The sequence below is a fragment of the Streptomyces sp. NPDC039480 genome (genome assembly GCF_055597165.1).
Genome location: NZ_JBVITX010000007.1, coordinates 218,202 through 237,782 on the forward strand (window position 1 = coordinate 218,202; position 19,581 = coordinate 237,782).

Genomic DNA, 19,581 nt, shown 5'->3' on the forward strand with positions numbered 1-19,581 from the left:
CGGGGGTATGTGCGTACTCGCCGTCCCTGCGCCGCGCTGCCCGGACAAAGGCGCCATGGTGTGCTTGGTGCTCCGTTCGCACATACCCCCACGTCCCCTCGCGAGCGCTGGCGGCCGCGGGCCGGTGGGCGTGTCTCACACTCACACCACCCGGGCGCGGCGGGGGGCGCTGTGCCGGGACGAGAGGAGGAGGCCTCGTACGGTCGAGAGCCAGCCCACCGCGACTATGCCGGCCGCCACCGAGAGGCCGAGCGTCCCGATCAGCGGCAGGGCGATGCCCACGGCACCCCCGACCACCCAGGCCACCTGGAGCAGCGTCTCGGAACGGGCGAACGCGGAGGTGCGGACCTGTTCCGGGACGTCCCGCTGGATCAGCGCGTCCAGCGACAGCTTGGACAGCGCCTGCGCGAAGCCCGCGCACGCGCCGAGACAGGCGACGGCCACCGCGCCGAAGAACAGCGCGGACGTCACCGCCACGCCCAGCACCACCGCGATGACCGTCACGATGATGAGCTCCGGGGCCCGTGACTTCAGCCAGGCTCCGACCGCCGTGCCCAGCGCGTTGCCCGCGCCGGCCGACACCCCCACTATGCCGAGCGACACCGCCGCGCTCTGCCCCGCGAGCGGATGCTCCCGCAGCAGGAATGCCAGGAAGAAGATGAGGAAGCCGGACAGACAGCGCAGCGACGCGTTCGCCGCAAGGGCGTGGGTGACGGCAGGGCCGACCGTACGCAGCCCGAGGCGCCGCTTGCGGAAGGTGTCGGCCTCGGCCTCGGCGCGGGCGTGCAGATGCAGGTGCTCCTCGTCGGCGGCGAGCAGCGCCTTGCTCTCGCCCTTCGACGAGTCGACCTTGTGCGGCAGCGAGAACGACAGGAACATCCCGGAGACGAAGATCACGAAGGCGCCGTACAGCGGCCAGCGCGGGCCGAGCGCCTGGAGCCCCGCACCGGCGGGCGCCGCGACGGCGGTGGCGAGCAGACCGCCGAGAGTGACCCGGGAATTGGCTTTGACCAGGGAGAACCCCGGTGGCAGAAGACGTGGCACGACAGCGCTTCTGACCACGCCGTACGCCTTGGATGCGACCAGCACGCCGAGCGCGGCGGGATAGAGCTCCACGCTGCCGGTCACCACCGCGCCCGAGAGGACAAGCGCGAGGAGGGCGCGGGCCAGCATGGCGCCGGCCATCGCGGCACGGCGGCCGTGCGGGAGCCGGTCGAGGAGCGGGCCGATGACGGGGGCGAGGAGCGTGAACGGGGCCATCGTGATGGCGAGATAGAGCGCGACGCGGCCGCGGGCCTCGTCCGTCGGCACGGAGAAGAAGACGGTGGAGGCGAGGGCGACGGTGATCATGACGTCACCCGCGCCGTTCACGGCGTGCAGCTCGATGAGCTTCCCGAGGCCCGACTCGCCCGCTCCGTGGGCGTGGGTCGCCTTGCGGATGCCTCGGGCGGTGCCGGTGAAGGGGAGGTGGAGGGCGCGGGCCAGCGCACGGGCGGTTCGTCTCGCCGGGCCCGGCGAGACGGTTCCTACGGACATCGACCTGGTGGGGGCCACCCCGTCATAGTGCCCCCTTGGGGGCACTACTAGTGCGAATACAGGCTGTGAGCCGTGGCGCTCCCTGTCACGGGGTGCACGTCGCCCCCCTGCCCGGGTCGGCCATCCCCACCGACACGCCCCGCCGCACGGACGGCCTGGGGCCCCGCTGCGCGGGGAGGGCACCTCCCCCGAGCCCGGCCACTGCCCCGCCGCTGCGCGGCGGTTTTCCCACCCGCCCACCCGTTCACCCCGCACCGCAGCGTGGGCGTGATGCGCCGCTGCGTGGCGGGGCCGGGCGGCGCGTCGCAGTCCCCGGGCCAAGCGCTTCTCCGCCGCTGCGCGGCGGCTTCCCCACCCACCCACCCGTTTACCCCGCACCGCATGGTGGACGTATGGGCGCCGCTGCGCGGCGGTTTTCCCGCCCGCCCACCCGTTTGCCGCGCGACGCATGGTGGGCGTGGGTGCCGTTTGGCTCGCGCCGTGGTGTGGGCGTGTTGGGGTGCTTTGTGGGGGGTTCCCCGTCCGCCCGGGCCGGGGGGATAGAAGGGCGGGTGGGTGGGGAAAACGCCGCGGAGCGGCGACGGGGGGAGGGAGCGTGCAGGGGGAGGTGGGGGTGGGATGGGGCGCGGGGGCGTACGTCGGTGTAGGCCCAGGGGCCAGGAGAAGGTAGCGTGCGTAGCGCGCCTGCGGCGGTTGTTCTTGGCCGCGCGCCTCTCGGTCATCCCGCAGAATGGGTGACGTAGGTGCGCCCGAGAACGTCGGGCGCGGACGTTGACGCGGCCCTCTGGTCCGCTCCGTCCGTACCCCCGCGTAAGGGTGGCGCACTCGTGAGACGGCGTAGGAGAGAAGCGATACTTGTGAGCGCAGCGACAACGCGAAGCCGTACCCCGCGCACCCCGCGTACCCCCGACCGCCTGTGCGCCGAGGCGGTAGGCCTGGCACGCGCCGCGGCCGAGGAGGCCGCCGCGCCCGGTGTGGTCGGTGAGCATGTCGAGGTCGTGGTCGAGGGCGACCGCGTCGTCACGCACCTCTTCGAGTGCAAGGAATTCGGCTACCGCGGCTGGCGGTGGGCCGTGACGGTGGCCCGCGCCTCGCGGGCGAAGATCGTCACCCTGGACGAGACGGTGCTGCTCCCGGGCCCCGACGCGCTCCTCGCCCCCGAGTGGGTGCCGTGGAGCGAGCGGCTCCGGCCGGGCGACATGGGGCCGGGCGACCTGCTGCCGACGGACGCCGAGGATCTGCGTCTGGAGCCCGGTTTCTCCGGCGAGGAGGAGCCGCCGCCGAACTCCGCGATGTCGGAGGAGATGGCCGAGCTCGTCGAGGCGGAGGACGCCGACCTCACGCCGGTGTCGCCCGCCGAGCTGCCGGTCGCGCCGGCCAGGGGTTCCATCGCGGCGGTCGCCGACGAGCTGGGCATGCGGCGCGCGCGGGTGCTGTCGCGTTACGGGCTGCATGTCGCCGCGGACCGCTGGGACGAGGCGTACGGGGCGAAGACCCCGATGGCGCAGGCGGCGCCCGCGGCGTGCGTCAGCTGTGGGTTCCTGGTGCGGATCGGTGGCTCGCTCGGGCAGGCGTTCGGTATCTGCGGCAATGAGTTCGGGCCGGCGGACGGGCACGTGGTGTCTTTGTCGTACGGGTGTGGTGGGCACTCGGAGGCTGCGGTCATGCCGAAGCCGCCGCGGCCGGCGCCGCCGGTTCTGGACGAGACGCGGGTGGATGTACTGCCGCTGCGGCCGGCGGCGGATTCCGGGTCGGTCGGCGGGGAGGGGCCGGCGGAGGACCTAGGCCACTCCTAGTTCCGACAGCGGCGCCCCGGCGCCTGAGGCGCCCCCCACTCCCCCTGCACGCTCCCACCCCCCGTCGCCGCTCCGCGGCGTCCTCCCCACCCACCCGCCCTTCCATCCCACCCCCGGGGGTGGGCGGGCACCGGCTGGCCCCCACCGCACAGCGGCCCAACACGCCGACGCTGCGGCGCGGGCAAACGGCCGGACGGGCGGGCGCCCCGCCGCGCAGCAACGCCCCGACCATGCGGTGCCGAGCAAACCCCGGGCGAGCGGGCGCCCGCCGCGCAGCGGCGGAGAAGCGTTCGCTTCGCCGGCCTCGCCGCGCAGCGGCGCCCCCCGCGGTGCCGGGCACACGGCGGGGGAGCGTTCGCCCCGCGGGTTGCGTGAAGCCGGCCCACCTGCCGCGCAGCGGCGCACCTACGCCCACCATGCGGTGCGGGGCAAACGGGTGGGTGGGTGGGTGGGAAGACCGCCGCGCAGCGGCGCATTGCGTTCACCTTGTGGTGCCGGGTGAACGGGTGGGTGGGTGGGAGAGACGCCGCGCAGCGGCGGGGGAACGGTGGCCCTGTGGAGTGGGCTGGGGGAAGCCGGGCTGCCTTCCGTCGCGTAGCGGCGGCGCACCTACGCCCACCTTGCGGTGCGGGGTGAACGGGTGGGTGGGTGGGGAGTCGCCGCGCAGCGGCGTGGTGCGCTTGGGGGGTTGGGCGGAGCTGTGGGGGAGGCGGTCCCCTCATGGGGTGCCCCCCGCTTAGTCCCCCCGACACCCCCGGCGAGACGCGATACCGTTCGCCCGCAGGCCAAGCACCACCACCAGCAGCAGAAGCACCACCACCAGCACCAGCATCACCATCACCACCAGGACCCACAACACGCACCGCGCCGAGAGCCATCACCAGAGGAGACAGTCGACCGTGAGCAAGACCGTGCGGCCGGCGGCCGAGGGCACCGATCCCTTTGGCACCGCCCGCCTCCGCCGCGGAGTCCTCGACGCATGGGCGGCGGCACCGGCCCGTTTCCGTGAGGACGCCAACGCCGAGGAGGACCTCGCCCTCGGCGGCTACCGCGACCGGCTCGTCGTGGAGCTCGCCCAGAACGCCTCGGACGCCGCCGCCCGCGCGGGCGTGCCGGGGCGGCTGGCGCTGACGCTGCGCGGCGGGGTCCTCGCCGCGGCGAACACCGGCGCGCCGCTCGACGCCGCCGGAGTCGAGTCGCTCTCCACCCTCCGCGCTTCCGCGAAGCGGGAGGAGACCCCGGCGCAGCAGCAACACCAGCAGCAACACCAGCAGCACAGCGTCGGCCGCTACGGCGTCGGCTTCGCCGCCGTGCTCGCCGTCAGCGACGAGCCCGCCGTCGTCGGACGCACCGGCGGCGTCCGCTGGTCGCTCTCCGAGGCGCGGGAACTCGCCGCGGAGACGGCCAGGTTCAGCCCGGGCCTCGGCGACGAGGTGAGGCGGCGGGACGGCCACGTCCCGCTGCTCAGGCTCCCGTTCGCCGCCGAGGGCACCGCCCCCGCCGGCTACGACACGGTCGTCATCCTGCCGCTGCGCGACGCCGCCGCGGAGGACCTCGTGGCGCGGCTGCTCGACGGCGTCGACGACGCGCTGCTCCTCGCCCTGCCGGGGCTGGAGGAAGTCACCGTCGAGACGCCGGACGGGGCGACCCGCACCCTGCGCCGCCGAGCCGACCCCCCGTACACGATCGTCGAGGACAGCCGGGAGGGCACCACCCGCTGGCGCACCGTCAGCCGGCAGGGTCCGCTCGACGCCGTCCTCCTGAAGGACCGGCCCGTCGAGGAGCGGCTGCGCCCGCACTGGTCCGTGACGTGGGCCGTCCCCGCGGGCGCCGAGGGTGCCCCGGAGCGGCCCCGCACCAGCCCCGTCGTCCACGCGCCGACGCCGAGCGACGAGCCGTTGGGCGTACCGGCGCTGCTCCTCGCGTCGTTCCCGCTGGACACCGCGCGACGGCACGCGGCCCCCGGGCCGTTGACCGACTTCCTGGTGGAGCGGGCCGCGGAGGCGTACGTCGAGCTGCTCGCCGACTGGCGGCCTGTCACGGAGGAGATCATCTCCCTGGTGCCGGGACCGCTCGGCAGGAGCGAGCTGGACGGCGCGCTGCGACAGGCCATCCTGGACCGGCTGCCCCGCACCGCCTTCCTGCCGCCGGCCCTGCCCCGCGCCGAGGGCGAGGAGGACGAGCTGCCGGAGACGCTGCGGCCACGGGACGCGGAGGTCGTCGAGGGCGCGGGCGCGGACACCGTCCGGGTGCTCGCCGAGGTGCTGCCGAGCCTGCTGCCCGCGGGCCTGGAGCGCCGCGCCGAGCTGCGCACGCTCGGTGTCGCGCGCGTTCCGCTGACCGAGGCGGTCGACCGGCTCGCCGGTCTCGAGCGGGAGCCGGGCTGGTGGCGGCGGTTGTACGACACCCTGGCGGGGGTCGACCCGGACCGGCTGTCCGGGCTGCCGGTGCCCTTGGCCGACAGCCGCACCACCATCGGACCCCGGCACGTTCTGCTCCCCACGTCCGGGGACGGGCGCGATCGGGACGGGCGCGATCCGCATGAGCACGAGCACGACCGCGACGAGCGCGATCCGCATGGGGACGAGCACGCGCACGACCGCGACCAGCCCGATCCCGCGTCCCTGGCCCGCCTCGGTCTGAAGGTCGCCCACCCGGACGCCGTCCACCCGCTCCTGGAGAAGCTCGGCGCGCTGCCCGCGACGCCCCGCGCCGTCCTCACGACGCCGCAGGTCCGGGCGGCCGTGGCCGCGTCGCTCGACGACGACACGTGGGACGAGGACGCGCTGGACGCCGAGGAGCTGGCGGACGTCGTGCTCGCGCTCGTGCGGGACGCGAACCTCGCCCCGGGCGACGAGCCGTGGCTGGCCGCCCTCGCGCTGCCCGACGAGGACGGCGAACTCTCCCCGGCGGGCGAACTCGTTCTGCCGGGCAGCCCTTTCGCGCAGGTCATGAGGGATGGGGAACTGGCCCTCACCGACGCCGAGTTGGCCGAGCGCTGGGGTGAGCAGCCGCTCGCCGCCTGTGGTGTGCTCGCCACGTTCGCTCTCGTACGTGCCACCGACGTCGTCCTCGACCCCGACGAACTGGAGCCCCGCGACGGCGACTTCGCCGAGCCGGACGACGCGGGTCTGCTCGACGCCGTGGACGTGTGGTGCGAGGACGTACTCGACCGGCTGCCGGACACGCCGGTGCCGCCGGTGGCCACGGAGATCGTCGCCGTGCGGGATCTCGACCTGGTCGACGACGACTGCTGGCCGCAGGCGCTGGCGATGCTGTCGCGCCCGCCGCTGCGGGACGCCCTGACGCAGCCGCTGCGGGTGCTGCTGCCGGACGGGACGACGGAGACGGTCCGTTCGTACACGGCGTGGTGGCTGCGTGGCCACCCGGTCCTCGACGGCCGCAGGCCCGCCGGGCTGCGCGCGGCGGGCGGCGATCCGCTGCTCGCCGGGCTCTACGACGCGGCGGACGCGTCCGGGTTCGGCGACGAGCAGGTGCTGCGGGCGCTGGGCGTACGGACGTCCGTGGCCGCCCTCCTGGCGGAGCCGGGCGGCGCGGCCGAACTGCTCGACCGGCTCGCGGACCCGGACAGGCCCGTCTCGGCCGCGCAACTGCACGCCCTGTACGGGGCGCTGGCCGATCTCGACCCGGAGCAGGTGACCCTCCCGGACGAGCTGCGCGCGGTGGTGGACGGCGAGGTCGTGGTGGTCGACGCGGCGGACGCGGTGGTCGCCGACGCGCCCGATCTGCTGCCGCTGGCCGACGGTGTGGCTCTGCTGCCCGTGCGGCCCGGCAGGGCGGGTGACCTGGCGGAGCTGTTCCAGGTGCGGCGGCTGAGCGAGACGGCGGCCGTGGAGCCGTCGGGCGAGGGCGTCGAGCACGCGGTGCCGGAGTCGGTGCGGACCCTGCTGGGGGCGTCGACTCCGGAGACGTACGTCGAGTACGACGAACTGGTCGCGGGCGGTGTGGAGCTGGACTGGCGCCGCACCCCGGACGGTGTCGTGCACGCGGCGACTCTGGAGGGTGTGGCGGCGGGTCTCGCCTGGGCGGCGGGCCAGTGGCCGCGCCGCTTCGAGGTGGCAGCGCTGCTCGAAGATCCGTCACGGACGGCGGAGTTGGCACGGGACCGCTGGTTCGACTGAGGCGGCACAGCTCGGAATGGACTGTTCCGCCCTGACTTCAAGGGGCGGAACAGGACATTCCGTAACGCGGTCACATTTTCTTCACCCGTCGTACAACCGTTCGCCTCGGTGGCGTGTCTGATCTTGCGAGTCAACAGACTCCTAGATCACTTGGGCCTCGCGTGACGGCAATGCACCGCGAGGCCCCCTTCTCCAACTGGGGAAACACATGCGCATCCGTGCCACCGTGGCCGCACTGTCCGGCACCCTGGCCCTTTCCGCACTCGCTGTCCCGGCTGCCCAGGCCGACGACGCCCCGAAGGCTCCGAACCTCTCCTCCTTCGCCGCCAAGGCTCCGGCCGACGTGGTCGTGGGCGACACCAAGATCACGAAGATCTCCGTCAACGCCGGCAAGGACATCGTCGTCGGCACCTCCGCCAAGAAGTCGGTCAAGATCGAGGTCACCGCGACGGACCCGACCGGCATCGAGGACGCCGCCGCGTTCCTGTGGCACGGCACGGACTTCGACTCGGACGACGGCATCGACGGCTCGATGACCCCCGACGTCATGGAGGGCGACTGCAAGGTCGTCGACGAGACCACCTCCACCTGCAGCGTCACGGTCGTCGCCGACCCGAACGCGAACATCTACAGCAACATCCTCGCCGGCAAGTGGAAGGTCTGGGCGATCGCCCAGGGCAAGGACGGCGACCACGTCTCCACGGACTCGTACCCGACCAATGTCTCGGTGAAGCGCGCCGCCAAGCTCACCACCAACGCCTCCCCGGAGCCCATCAAGAAGGGCAAGACCCTCACGGTCACCGGCGCCCTGACGCGCGCCAACTGGGACACCTCGAAGTACGCCGGCTACACCAAGCAGGACGTGAAGCTGCAGTACAAGAAGAAGGGTGCCACCAGCTACACCACCCTCAAGACGGTCAAGTCCGACACCAAGGGCAACCTGAAGACCACGGTGACGGCCTCCGCCGACGGCTACTACCGTTACGTCTTCGCGGGCACGTCCACGACCCCGTCGGTGACGTCGACCAGCGACTTCGTCGACGTCCAGTAGTAGCCACCGGCAGCAGAAACCCGTAGCAGCCGTCCGCCGTCAGGCGGGGAAGCGGCGGTCCACCACGCGGTAGACGACCTCGATGGCGAGTGAGGCCACCGCCGCGATCGCGACCGCCGCCCACGGCATCGTCGTGCCCACCAGCTTCAGCTGGAAGAAGTCCTGGAGCCAGGGCACGGTGAGCACGAGCAGGAAGCCGAGACCCATCGCGCCGATGAGGCCGATCCGCCACCACGTGTAGGGGCGGGCGATGATGGCGAGCACCCACATGGCGATCAGGAACAGCGCCAGGGTCGCCGCGCTGGTCTCGGCTTCCCGCGCGCCCGCACCCTCGTAGTGGTGCCGGGCCAGGATGTACGTCATGAAGGTCGCGACACCCGCGATGACGCCGCCCGGGATCGCGTACCGCATCACCCTGCGGACGAAGTGCGGCTTCGCGCGCTCCTTGTTGGGGGCGAGGGCGAGGAAGAAGGCCGGGACGCCGATCGTCAGGGTGGAGAGCAGCGTCAGGTGGCGCGGCAGGAAGATGTACTCGACCTGCGAGCAGACCACGAGCAGCGCGATGATCACCGAGTAGACGGTTTTGACCAGGAACAGCGTGGCGACGCGGGTGATGTTGCCGATGACGCGGCGGCCCTCGGCGACGACGGACGGCAGCGTCGCGAAGCTGTTGTTGAGCAGCACGATCTGGGCGACCGCGCGCGTGGCCTCCGATCCTGAGCCCATCGAGACGCCGATGTCGGCGTCCTTGAGGGCCAGGACGTCGTTGACGCCGTCGCCCGTCATCGCGACCGTGTGGCCGCGTGACTGGAGCGCGCCCACCATGTCGCGCTTCTGCTGCGGGGTGACGCGGCCGAAGACGGAGTTGTCGTCGAGGGCCTCGCCCATCTCGTCCCGCTCGGCGGGCAGCTTGCGCGCGTCCACGGTGTTCTCCGCGCCGGGCAGGCCGAGCTTGCCCGCGACCGCGCTCACCGAGACGGCGTTGTCACCGGAGATGACCTTGGCGGCGACGTCCTGCTCCTCGAAGTAGCGCAGGGTGTCCGCGGCGTCGGGGCGCAGCCGCTGTTCGAGGACGACCAGTGCGGTGGCGCGGGCCCCCGAGGCGACGTCGGGGTCGTCGAGGGCGCCGCTCGCGCGGGCGAGCAGCAGGACGCGCAGGCCCTGCTGGTTGAGCTCCTCGATCTCGGCGAGGGTCGCGTCGCCGTCGGGCAGCAGGACGTCGGGCGCGCCAAGCAGCCAGGTCGAGTCGGTGCCGTCGCCCTCGCTGAAGGAGGCGCCGCTGTACTTGCGGGCCGAGGAGAAGGGGAGGGACTCGGTGCAGCGCCAGTCCTCGCTGTCGGGGTAGGCGTCGATGACGGCCTGGAGCGAGGCGTTGGGCCGCGGGTCCGACTCGCCGAGGGCGCCGAGGACCTTGCGGACGTACCCCTCGTCGCTGCCGTTCAGCGGCCGCAGCTCGGTGACGTCCATGCCGCCCTCGGTGAGCGTGCCGGTCTTGTCGAGGCAGACGGTGTCGACGCGGGCCAGGCCCTCGATGGCCGGGAGCTCCTGCACGAGGCACTGCTGGCGGCCGAGGCGGATCACGCCGATCGCGAAGGCCACGGAGGTGAGCAGGACGAGCCCCTCGGGGATCATGGGGACGATCCCGCCGACGGTGTACGCGATGGACTCCTTGAAGTTGTCGTCCTTGACGACGAGCTGGGAGATCACCAGGCCGATGGAGGTGGGGACCATCAGCCACGTCACGTACTTGAGGATCGTGGAGATGCCGGAGCGCAGCTCGGAATGGACGAGCGTGAAGCGGCTCGCCTCCTCGGCGAGCTGCGCGGCGTACGCCTCGCGGCCGACCTTGGTGGCGGTGAAGGCGCCGCCGCCCGCGACCACGAACGAGCCGGACATCATCTTGTCGCCGGGCTTCTTGACGACCGGGTCGGCCTCACCGGTCAGGAGCGACTCGTCGACCTCCAGGCTGTCGGTCTCGACGGCCTCGCCGTCCACCGGGATCTTGTCGCCGGGGCCGAGCTCCACCACGTCGCCGAGGACGATCTCGGAGGTGGAGATCTCCGCCGCCCTGCCGTCGCGCCGGACGGTGGGTTTCGCCTCGCCGATGACGGCGAGCGAGTCCAGGGTCTTCTTGGCGCGCCACTCCTGGATGATGCCGATGCCGGTGTTGGCGACGATGACGAAGCCGAAGAGGCTGTCCTGGATCGGCGCCACGAAGAGCATGATCACCCAGAGCACGCCGATGATCGCGTTGAAGCGGGTGAAGACGTTGGCCCGGATGATCTCGCCCAGGGAGCGTGAGCTGCGGACCGGTACGTCGTTGACCTCGCCGCGGGCGACCCGCTCGGCGACCTCCGCGGTGGTCAGTCCGGTGGCCCGCCCTTGGGGCGGCGGCACCGGGTGGACCGGGTCGAGCTCGGCGCCCGCGTCGATATGCGTCATGCATTCGACGGTAAGGGTGGCGCCTGGGCTTCACCCCTTGAATGCCCCAAAGATCCGACCAGGGTAGGACTCGTACCGTCCCGTGGTTGTACGGGCTGCCGGGGCCGGGTGACCTTCCTACTGGGGCTGGGTGACCTTCGCCCTCTTGATCGCGGCGTCGCGTCCCCGTACGTACCAGATGCCGATGAGGCCGAGGCCCGCACCGGCCAGGCAGGTCCACACCCACCAGGTCGCGTCGCGGTCGTCGAACCAGCCGTAGAACGGGAGCTGGACCAGGAAGAGGACGAACCAGAGGATCGTGCCGCCCGTGATGGTGGCGACCACGGGGCCCTCAAGGGGCTCCGGCGCCTCGTGCTGTGGGGTCCACTTCGTCATGGCCCCAGCTTATGCGGGGCCTGCGGGTCTGGGTTCTCCGTGGGGTCTACGGGGGTCTACGCGGGGTCTACGTGGGGTCCATGGCGGGTCTACGCGCGGAGATAGCGATTTCCGCCTCATGTATTCATACTGAAACGGCTTATGACTGGCCAATAGCTTTCGTACGAAAATACAAGTCACGAGGTTTTCCATGTCCCCCTCGGCCCCTGCCCCGGTCGACGCCGGCAAAGAGCCACCGATGCCCCCGCGGAGCGGCCTCGACGGCTACTTCAAGATCAGCGAGCGGGGCTCGACCCTGGCCAGGGAGGTCCGCGGCGGCTTCGCCACCTTCTTCGCGATGGCCTACATCATCGTGCTGAACCCGATCATCCTGGGCAGCGCGAAGGACATGTACGGGCACCAGCTCGACAACAAGCAGCTGGTCACCGCGACCGTGCTCACCGCCGCCTTCACCACGCTCCTCATGGGCGTCATCGGCAACGTCCCGATCGCGCTCGCCGCAGGCCTCGGCGTGAACACCGTCGTCGCCCTCCAGCTCGCGCCCCGCATGTCGTGGCCCGACGCGATGGGCATGGTCGTCCTCGCCGGCTTCGTGGTGATGCTGCTCGTCGCGACCGGGCTGCGGGAGCGCGTGATGAGCGCCGTGCCGCTGGGCCTGCGCAAGGGCATCGCGATCGGCATCGGCCTCTTCATCATGCTGATCGGCCTCGTCGACTCCGGCTTCGTCTCGCGCATGCCGGACGCCGCGCACACCACCGTCCCGCTCCAGCTCGGCGGCGACGGACACCTCAACGGCTGGCCCGTCCTCGTCTTCGTGCTCGGCGTGCTGCTCACCCTGGCCCTGCTGGTACGCAAGGTGCCGGGCGCCATCCTCATCAGCATCGTCGTCATGACGATTGTCGCCATGATCATCAACTCCCTGGCGGACGTCCCCTCCTGGGGCCTGACCTCCCCGGAGTGGCCCGGCAACCCCGTCTCGACGCCGGACTTCGGGCTCGTCGGCGAGATCAGCCTGTTCGGCGGGTTCGAGAAGGTCGGCGTCCTGACCGGCGTCCTCTTCGTCTTCACCGTGCTGCTCTCGTGCTTCTTCGACGCGATGGGCACGATCATGGGCGTCGGCGACGAGGCGAAGCTGACGGACGCCAACGGCAACATGCCCGGCATCAACAAGGTCCTCTTCGTCGACGGCATCGCCGTCGCCGCGGGCGGCGCCTCGTCCTCCTCCGCCACCACCTGCTTCGTGGAGTCCACGGCGGGCGTCGGCGAGGGGGCGCGCACCGGCTTCGCGAACGTCGTGACCGGCGGGCTCTTCGCCGTCGCGCTGTTCCTCACGCCGCTCGCCACGATGGTCCCGTCCCAGGCGGCCACGCCCGCGCTGCTCGCGGTCGGCTTCCTGATCCTGTCCGGGTCCATCCGGCAGATCGACTGGGCGGACCACACGATCGCGATCCCCGCGTTCGTGACGATGCTGATGATGCCGTTCACGTACTCGATCACGAACGGCATCGGCATGGGCTTCATCACCTTCACCGTGCTGCGGCTCGCGTCCGGGCGCGGCCGCGAGGTGCCGGTCGCGATGTACGCGGTGTCGGCGGTGTTCGCCTTCTACTACCTGATGCCGGCGCTGGATCTGACGTAGCGGTGCGCGGTTCAGGCCGCGCCGTAGAACTTCTCCGTCTCCTCGACGGACGTCTTGAACCGTTCGTCGAAGTCGTCTCGAATGAGCGTCCGGACCACATAGTCCTGGACGCTCATTCCTCTTTTGGCCGCGTGCTGTCGGAGCCGGTCGAGCAGCTCACCGTCTATGCGCAGGCTGAGCACTGGCGATCCCATGCGGGACAGGGTCCCGGGCGCCCGGCGGGCCGCGCGTCGCTTTCCGAAGTCACCTCACTCGTTCGGGTGACGAAATGGTTCGGCGTGGGATGTGGGGAAAACCGAGTGGTCCTTAGCTAGGGTAATGAGTTACCCTAACAACCATGCCGGACCTCTCCCATGGTGACGACGCCGTCGCCGTGAACGCCTTGCGCTCCGCTGTGATGCGCCTCTCCCGTCGACTCAAGCACCAGCGGGTCGACGAGTCGCTGAGCCCCACCGAAATGTCGGTGCTCGGCACCCTCGCCCGCTGCGGCTCCGCCACCCCGGGCGAGCTCGCCCGCAAGGAGCATGTGCAGCCGCCGTCGATGACCCGCATCGTGGCCCTGCTGGAGGCGAAGGGCCTCGTCCGGCTCGAACCGCACCCCGAGGACCGCCGCCAGAAGGTGGTGACCCAGACGGAGACCGCCGAGGCGATGCTCGAAGAGAGCCGCCGCAAGCGGAACGCCTGGCTCGCGGGTCTGGTCGAGCACCTCGACCAGGACGAGTGGGAGCGGCTGCGTGCCGCCGCCCCCGTCCTGGAAAAGCTCGCCCACCTGTAGTCCCGCGGAGCCCCGTGGGTACTCCCGCAGTACCTCGCGGGTGCCCCTGTGGCCTGTGGGGCCCCCGCGCCCGGCGGGACTCCCGCCGACCGGCCGGGGGCGTCAGACATTACGTACGCGCACGTACGCCAAGGAGGCGAACCTACTTTGAGTACGGGATCCGGAGCAGACTCCGCCCCCGCACCAACCACCCTCGACAAGCCCGTCCGCCCCCAGAAAACCTCGATGTTCAGCTCGCTGAAGATCCGCAACTACCGGCTCTTCGCGACCGGCGCGGTCGTCTCCAACACCGGCACCTGGATGGCCCGCATCACCCAGGACTGGCTGGTCCTGAGCCTCACGGGATCGTCCGCGGCCGTCGGCATCACCACGGCGATGCAGTTCCTGCCGATGCTCCTCTTCGGCCTGTACGGCGGTGTGATCGCCGACCGCTTCGCCAAGCGGAACCTGCTCTTCGTCACCCAGGGCGCGATGAGTCTCAGCGGGCTCTTCCTCGCCGCGCTGACGCTCAGCGGTCACGTCCAGGTCTGGCACGTCTACTTCGCGGCGTTCTTCACCGGTCTCGTCACCGTCGTCGACAACCCGACGCGGCAGTCCTTCGTGTCCGAGATGGTCGGCCCCGACCAGGTCCGCAACGCCGTGTCGCTGAACTCCGCCAACTTCCAGTCCGCCCGCCTCATCGGCCCCGCCGTGGCGAGCGCGCTGACCGCCGCCGTGGGACCCGGCTGGGCGTTCCTCGCCAACGGCCTGTCCTTCCTCGCGCCGCTCACAGGCCTACTCCTGATGCGCACCTCCGAGCTGAAGCACACCCCGCGCAAGGCACGCGGCAAGGGACAGCTCCGTGAGGGCCTGAACTACGTCTCGAAGAACCCCGAGCTGATCTGGCCGATCGTCCTCGTCGGCTTCATCGGTACCTTCGGCTTCAACTTCCCGATCTGGCTGAGCGCCTTCGCGGACGACATCTTCCACGGTGGCGTGGGGATGTACGGGCTGTTCAACACCCTGATGGCGATCGGTTCGCTGGCCGGCGCGCTGCTCGCCGCCCGGCGCGGCACCTCGCGGCTGCGGCTGCTCGCGGGAGCGGCCATCGCCTTCGGTGTACTCCAGGTCGCCGCCGCGTTCGCCCCCGACCTGTGGATGTTCGTCGCGCTGATCGTGCCGATCGGCATCCTCGGCCTGACGGTGAACGTCACCGCCAACTCCTCCGTCCAGATGGCGACGGACCCGGAGATGCGGGGCCGCGTCATGTCGCTGTTCATGATGGTCTTCACCGGCGGCACCCCGCTCGGCGGCCCGCTCTTCGGCTGGCTCGCCGACGCCTACGGAGTCCGCGTCAGCATGGCCGCCGGCGGCCTCATCTGCGCGCTCGCCGCCATCGCCGTAGGCCTGATGCTGGCCCGCGCCGCGAACCTCCGCCTGAAGGTGGACCTACGCCGCGGCCACCGCCACGTGCAGTTCGTCCCGAGGGAACGAGAGCTGGCGACAGCGGCGTAGCCAGCTGCCCGGAGTCGGGGGCTTGGTGCCCGGCTCTCGGCAGGTGGCCGGCGTCCGCGAGCGGCTAGCGTTCAGCCCCATGAGACTCTTCGCCGCCGTCCTCCCGCCGGGCTCTGTGGTCGCCGAACTGGGCGCCGCCGTCGGTGCGTTGAAGGGGCTGCCGGGGGCCGGTGAGTTGCGTTGGGCGGTGAGTGGCGGGTGGCACTTCACGCTTGCCTTTATGGGGGAGGTCGACGACGGGGTGGTGCCGGAACTCGGTGCGCGGCTGGCGCGGGTCGCGGGCCGGACGCCGCCCTTCAGCCTCTCCCTGCGCGGCGGCGGACACTTCGGGGACCGGGCGCTCTGGGTGGGCGCCGCGGGTGATGTGGCCGCGCTGCGGCTGCTCGCCGCGCGGGCGGACGCGGCGGCCCGCAAGGCGGGCGTCACGATGGAGGAGCAGCACCGGCCCTACCGCCCGCACCTCACGGTGGCGCGCGGCCGCGGCGAGACGGACCTCGGCCCGTACGCCGACGCGCTCGGCACCTTCGAGGGCACGGCGTGGACCGTACGGGAGCTGAGCCTCGTACGCAGTGATCTGCCGAGGAGCGGAGTGCCGGGGGAGCGGCCGCGGTACGAGGCGGTCGGGCGCTGGATTCTGGGAGGCGGCGTCCGGGAGCCGGGCGGCGCCGGTTAACCTCGACGGTGTGGACCCGAAGACCAGAAACCGGATCATGGCCGGCGTGCTCGTGCTGATGTTCGTCGTGGTGGCGGTGGCGGCCGCCGTCGGCGGTTAGCCGGCGCGGGCGCCACCGCCCCTCAGATTCCCTTGCGGTTCACCAGGCGAAGGACTCCGGCGACGGCCCGGGCCCGGGGAAGATCTCGTCGAGCGCGTCGAGGATGTCCGCGGACAGTTCGAGGTCGACGGCGCGCAGCGCGGAGTCGAGCTGCTCCGCCGTCCGCGGGCCGACGATCGGCGCGGTGACGCCGGGCCGGGTCAGGAGCCAGGCCAGCGCGACCTCGCCGGGTTCGAGACCGTGCTTGTCGAGCAGGTCCTCGTACGCCTGGACCTGCGCGCGGACCTCCGGCTTGGCGAGCTCGGCGGCGGCGCGCCCGCCCGTGCGCCGTGACCCCTCGCCCTCCTTCCGCAGCACGCCGCCGAGCAGCCCGCCGTGCAGCGGCGACCACGGGATGACGCCGAGGCCGTAGTCCTGGGCGGCCGGGATGACCTCCATCTCGGCGTCGCGCGAGGCGAGGTTGTAGAGGCACTGCTCGCTGACGAGGCCGTAGCCGCCGAGCCTGCGGGCGGTCTCGTTGGCCTGGGCGATCTTGTAGCCGGGGAAGTTGGAGGATCCCGCGTAGAGGATCTTGCCCTGTGTGACGAGGGCGTCGATGGCCTGCCAGATCTCCTCGAACGGCGTCAGCCGGTCGATGTGGTGGAACTGGTAGAGGTCGATGTGGTCCGTCTGCAGCCGCTTGAGCGACGCGTCCACGGCGCGGCGGATGGAGAGTGCGGAGAGCCGGTCGTGGTTGGGCCAGGAGGCTTCCCCGTCCGGGGCCATGTTCCCGTACACCTTGGTGGCGAGCACGACCTTGTCGCGCCGGCCGCCGCCCTGGGTGAACCAGGTGCCGAGGATCTCCTCGGTGCGGCCCTTGCCGACGCTCTGTCCGTAGGTGTTGGCGGTGTCGAAGAAGTTGACGCCCGCGTCGAGCGCGGCGTCCATGAGTGTGTGGCTGTCGGGTTCGTTGGTGAGCGGCCCGAAGTTCATGGTGCCGAGCGTGAGCCGGCTGACCTTGAGCCCTGTGCGTCCCAGCTGCGTGTACCTCATGGGGCACTAGCCAACGGGGTGGAGTGCGCTCCAGGCAAGGGGGCTCGGGTCAGTCGCGGCGGAAGTCGGAGGTGTCGAGGGTGAGGCCGAGGAACGTGTTGGTCAGGTCGACCTTCTCGCCGAAGTCGACGGTCGTATGCACGTGGTAGTCGTCCTCCCCGGGCCGGGTGTAGACGTGACACTTGCCCTGGTAGGGATCGACGATGAGGTAGGCGGCGACTCCGGCGGTGGCGTAGCCGGTCTTCTTGGGGCCGTAGTCGTTCGAGTCCGTGCCCCGGGAGATCACTTCGGCGACGAATTCGACGTCGCCGCACAGGAACCCGCCCCGCTTCGTGCGTTCGGCACCGTCGGCGACCAGCGCCACGTCGCTGCAGAAGGCATTCAGCTCACCGGGGTAGTCGATGCGGACGTCGGACAGCAGGCGCTGACGCGGGTATTTGGTCCTCAACTGCTCGATGATGCCGAGGGTGATGTCCCAGTGGTTGGCCCGCTGCGGCGTCATGTGGACGGCCCCCTCGATGATGTCGATCTTGTATCCCTCGAGGAAGGGCCCCCGCTCAAGCGCCTCGAACATCGTGTCCAGACGAGCGGTGTTGTTGTCGGCCATCTTGATCCTGTCGTCCACAAGAGTCATCGTGGCGCTCCTCCCCGGCTGCCTCTTGGGACGGGCAGCCGCGCAGTACAACGATACGCACGGAGCCGAGGTCACATCCGGTCACGAGCCGCCGAGCCATCCCGCCGCGTCGAGGCGGAACGCCGCCGGGGCGGTCAGTCGCGGGGGAAGGCGTCGGTTTTGAGGATCAGGTCGGCGGGCGTGCCGGTCAGGTCGACTTCGTAGCCGAAGGAGAACGGGAGTTCGCTGGAGTAGTCGAAGCCGTTGTCGCTCTCCTTGGGCCGGGTGTAGAGGCGGCACTGCCCTTCGTATGGATCCACGAGCAGATAGGCCGGGACTCCGGCCTCCGCGTATGCGTACTTCTTGGCGTGGTAGTCGTTCTCGGCAGTGCCCTTGGAGATGACCTCGGTGACGAATTCGACGTCCTCGTGGCGCCAGCCGCGCTCATGAGTCCACTCCGCCTCGTCCCGCAGTTTCGCCACGTCGGGGCAGAAGCCGTTCTGTCCTCCGGGGAAGTCGATGCGCACGTCGGAGAGCACCAGCACATCCATGCCGAATCTGTCCTCCAGGGCGCGGACGACTCGACGGATGATCTGCCAGTGCGTGTTCCGTTGCGGCGTCATGAAGACGGCTCCCCCGACGATCTCGACTCGGTAGCCTTCGAGGAAGTGGTCTCGCCCGAGCGCCTTGAACATCACGTCCAAAGCGTTCTTGTCGCCGCTCTCAGCCATGTCGATCCTGTCGGTCTCTACGACGGACACCGTGGCGCTCCTCCCCGACCGCTTCTTGGGACGGGCAGCCGCGCAGTACAACGATACGCACGGAGCCGAGGTCACATCCGGTCACGAGCCGCCGAGCCACCCCGCCGCGTCGAGGCGGAACGCGTCCGGGGGAACGACCGTGCGAAGGTCTGACTCCAGCTCGCCGAGCCGCCGGGCCCCGAGGGCCTGTGCCCACTCCGCCCGCAGCTCGTCGAAGACCGCCGCCGAGCGGCGCAGCGCATCGATGCCGTGCGGGGTGAGGCGGACGAGTTTGCGGCGGGCGTCGGCGGGGTCGTCGGTGCGGGCCGCGTAGCCGAGGGCGATGAGGCGGTCGACCGTCTTGCCCGCCGCCTGCTTGGAGACGCCGAGCCGCCGCCCGACCTCGCTGGCGGTGGCGCCGCCAGCGCCGATGGCCTGCATCGCGAACCCGTGGGCGGGGCGGAGGTCGGGGTGGCCCTGGTGGGCGAGCTCGGCGTGGAGGCGGTCGATGAGGGTGCGGAAGCCGGCGAGGAGGAGCAGGGGCAGCTCATGTCCCTTGCCCGAACCGTCATTTCCCTTGCTCAAACCGTCAACCTGGTTTACCTTCTTCTTGTCGTCAACCATGTTGTCCATTTTAGGGCCGGATAGGCCCACAGGGGGTACGGATGTTCACCGAGCACACACTGGAAACCGCACCGTCCGACTCACGAGCCGCGATGGAGCGCACCGCCGCCGCCTTCGGACAGGTGCCGGACGCGGTCGCCCGCCTCGCCGAGTCGCCCGAACTCCTCAACGGCTTCCTGGAGATGACGGCGGCCTTCGACCGCACGACCCTCGACCCCGTCGCCCGCGAGGTCGTCATCATGACGGTCGCGACGCGCAACGACTGCCACATCTGCGTCACGATGCACACGGGCAAGCTGCGCAAGCTGGGCGCGTCGACCGAGCTGATCGCGGCCCTCCGCGAGGAGCGGGCTCTGCCCGACGAACACCTCGAAGCGGTACGCCAGTTCACGCTCACCGTCCTCGCGACGGCGGGCGGGGTCGACGACGCCGGCCTCAAGGAGTTCTTCGCCCACGGCTACACCGAGCGCAACGCCCTCGAAGTCGTCATGGGCATCGGTACGTACACGATGTCGACGCTCGCGAACCGGCTGACGCGGGCGACCTGAG

At 71.2% G+C, this 19,581-nt stretch carries 16 protein-coding genes; 8 read left to right on the forward strand and 8 right to left on the reverse strand.

What is annotated here, in order from left to right; genetic code table 11:
• Window positions 1-141: 141 nt before the first annotated feature.
• Entirely contained in the window at window positions 142-1,536 is a 1,395-nt protein-coding gene (locus ACZ56E_RS22965; protein WP_471217212.1) for an MFS transporter, read from the reverse strand.
• Between the two features lie 857 nt (window positions 1,537-2,393).
• On the opposite strand from ACZ56E_RS22965, the gene ACZ56E_RS22970 reads away from it, so the two are divergent.
• From ACZ56E_RS22970 to ACZ56E_RS22980, 3 genes are all read left to right on the forward strand, one after another.
• Window positions 2,394-3,332, forward strand: coding sequence for a DUF3027 domain-containing protein (locus ACZ56E_RS22970; protein ID WP_471216808.1), 939 nt, complete (start codon window positions 2,394-2,396; stop codon window positions 3,330-3,332).
• An 899-nt stretch (window positions 3,333-4,231) separates the two neighbouring features.
• Window positions 4,232-7,474 carry a sacsin N-terminal ATP-binding-like domain-containing protein gene (locus ACZ56E_RS22975; protein WP_471216810.1) on the forward strand — a complete coding sequence of 1,081 codons (3,243 nt, stop codon included), beginning with the start codon at window positions 4,232-4,234 and terminating at the stop codon, window positions 7,472-7,474.
• A gap of 208 nt (window positions 7,475-7,682) precedes the next feature.
• Window positions 7,683-8,525, forward strand: coding sequence for a calcium-binding protein (locus ACZ56E_RS22980; RefSeq protein ID WP_471216812.1), 843 nt, complete (start codon window positions 7,683-7,685; stop codon window positions 8,523-8,525).
• 39 nt (window positions 8,526-8,564) lie between these two features.
• On the opposite strand, the gene ACZ56E_RS22985 is transcribed toward ACZ56E_RS22980, so the two are convergent.
• Both ACZ56E_RS22985 and ACZ56E_RS22990 read right to left on the reverse strand, forming a co-directional pair.
• Window positions 8,565-10,967, reverse strand: a complete 2,403-nt coding sequence (locus ACZ56E_RS22985) for a cation-translocating P-type ATPase (RefSeq protein ID WP_471216814.1) — start codon at window positions 10,965-10,967, stop codon at window positions 8,565-8,567.
• A 117-nt stretch (window positions 10,968-11,084) separates the two neighbouring features.
• Entirely contained in the window at window positions 11,085-11,342 is a 258-nt protein-coding gene (locus ACZ56E_RS22990; protein WP_468612314.1) for a DUF2530 domain-containing protein, read from the reverse strand.
• Between the two features lie 190 nt (window positions 11,343-11,532).
• On the opposite strand from ACZ56E_RS22990, the gene ACZ56E_RS22995 reads away from it, so the two are divergent.
• Window positions 11,533-12,981, forward strand: a complete 1,449-nt coding sequence (locus ACZ56E_RS22995; protein WP_468612313.1) for an NCS2 family permease — start codon at window positions 11,533-11,535, stop codon at window positions 12,979-12,981.
• A gap of 11 nt (window positions 12,982-12,992) precedes the next feature.
• Here ACZ56E_RS22995 and ACZ56E_RS23000 read toward each other — a convergent pair whose 3' ends face one another.
• Window positions 12,993-13,175 carry a ribbon-helix-helix protein, CopG family gene (locus tag ACZ56E_RS23000; RefSeq protein ID WP_362998072.1) on the reverse strand — a complete coding sequence of 61 codons (183 nt, stop codon included), beginning with the start codon at window positions 13,173-13,175 and terminating at the stop codon, window positions 12,993-12,995.
• 143 nt (window positions 13,176-13,318) lie between these two features.
• Here ACZ56E_RS23000 and ACZ56E_RS23005 point away from each other — a divergent pair, with 143 nt between their 5' ends.
• The 3 genes from ACZ56E_RS23005 to thpR all read left to right on the forward strand — a co-directional run bounded on the left by ACZ56E_RS23005 (window position 13,319) and on the right by thpR (window position 15,923).
• Window positions 13,319-13,756: a MarR family winged helix-turn-helix transcriptional regulator gene (locus tag ACZ56E_RS23005; RefSeq protein ID WP_362998070.1), complete on the forward strand. Its 438-nt coding sequence runs from the start codon at window positions 13,319-13,321 to the stop codon at window positions 13,754-13,756.
• Between the two features lie 147 nt (window positions 13,757-13,903).
• A complete protein-coding gene (locus ACZ56E_RS23010) occupies window positions 13,904-15,250 on the forward strand; it encodes an MFS transporter (protein ID WP_471216817.1) in 1,347 nt (448 codons plus the stop codon).
• 79 nt (window positions 15,251-15,329) lie between these two features.
• Entirely contained in the window at window positions 15,330-15,923 is a 594-nt protein-coding gene (thpR, locus tag ACZ56E_RS23015; protein WP_471216819.1) for an RNA 2',3'-cyclic phosphodiesterase, read from the forward strand.
• Window positions 15,924-16,062: 139 nt separating this feature from the next.
• Here thpR and ACZ56E_RS23020 read toward each other — a convergent pair whose 3' ends face one another.
• From ACZ56E_RS23020 to ACZ56E_RS23035, 4 genes are all read right to left on the reverse strand, one after another.
• Window positions 16,063-17,055 (reverse strand): aldo/keto reductase, encoded by a 993-nt coding sequence (locus ACZ56E_RS23020; protein ID WP_471216821.1) that lies wholly within the window; start codon window positions 17,053-17,055, stop codon window positions 16,063-16,065.
• A gap of 49 nt (window positions 17,056-17,104) precedes the next feature.
• Window positions 17,105-17,689 carry a Uma2 family endonuclease gene (locus ACZ56E_RS23025; RefSeq protein ID WP_471216823.1) on the reverse strand — a complete coding sequence of 195 codons (585 nt, stop codon included), beginning with the start codon at window positions 17,687-17,689 and terminating at the stop codon, window positions 17,105-17,107.
• Between the two features lie 134 nt (window positions 17,690-17,823).
• On the reverse strand, window positions 17,824-18,429 hold the full coding sequence (locus ACZ56E_RS23030) for a Uma2 family endonuclease (protein WP_471216825.1): 606 nt from the start codon (window positions 18,427-18,429) through the stop codon (window positions 17,824-17,826).
• Window positions 18,430-18,510: 81 nt separating this feature from the next.
• Window positions 18,511-19,032, reverse strand: a complete 522-nt coding sequence (locus ACZ56E_RS23035; RefSeq protein WP_471216827.1) for a MarR family winged helix-turn-helix transcriptional regulator — start codon at window positions 19,030-19,032, stop codon at window positions 18,511-18,513.
• A 41-nt stretch (window positions 19,033-19,073) separates the two neighbouring features.
• Here ACZ56E_RS23035 and ACZ56E_RS23040 point away from each other — a divergent pair, with 41 nt between their 5' ends.
• On the forward strand, window positions 19,074-19,580 hold the full coding sequence (locus ACZ56E_RS23040) for a carboxymuconolactone decarboxylase family protein (RefSeq protein WP_471216828.1): 507 nt from the start codon (window positions 19,074-19,076) through the stop codon (window positions 19,578-19,580).
• Window position 19,581 lies beyond the last annotated feature (1 nt).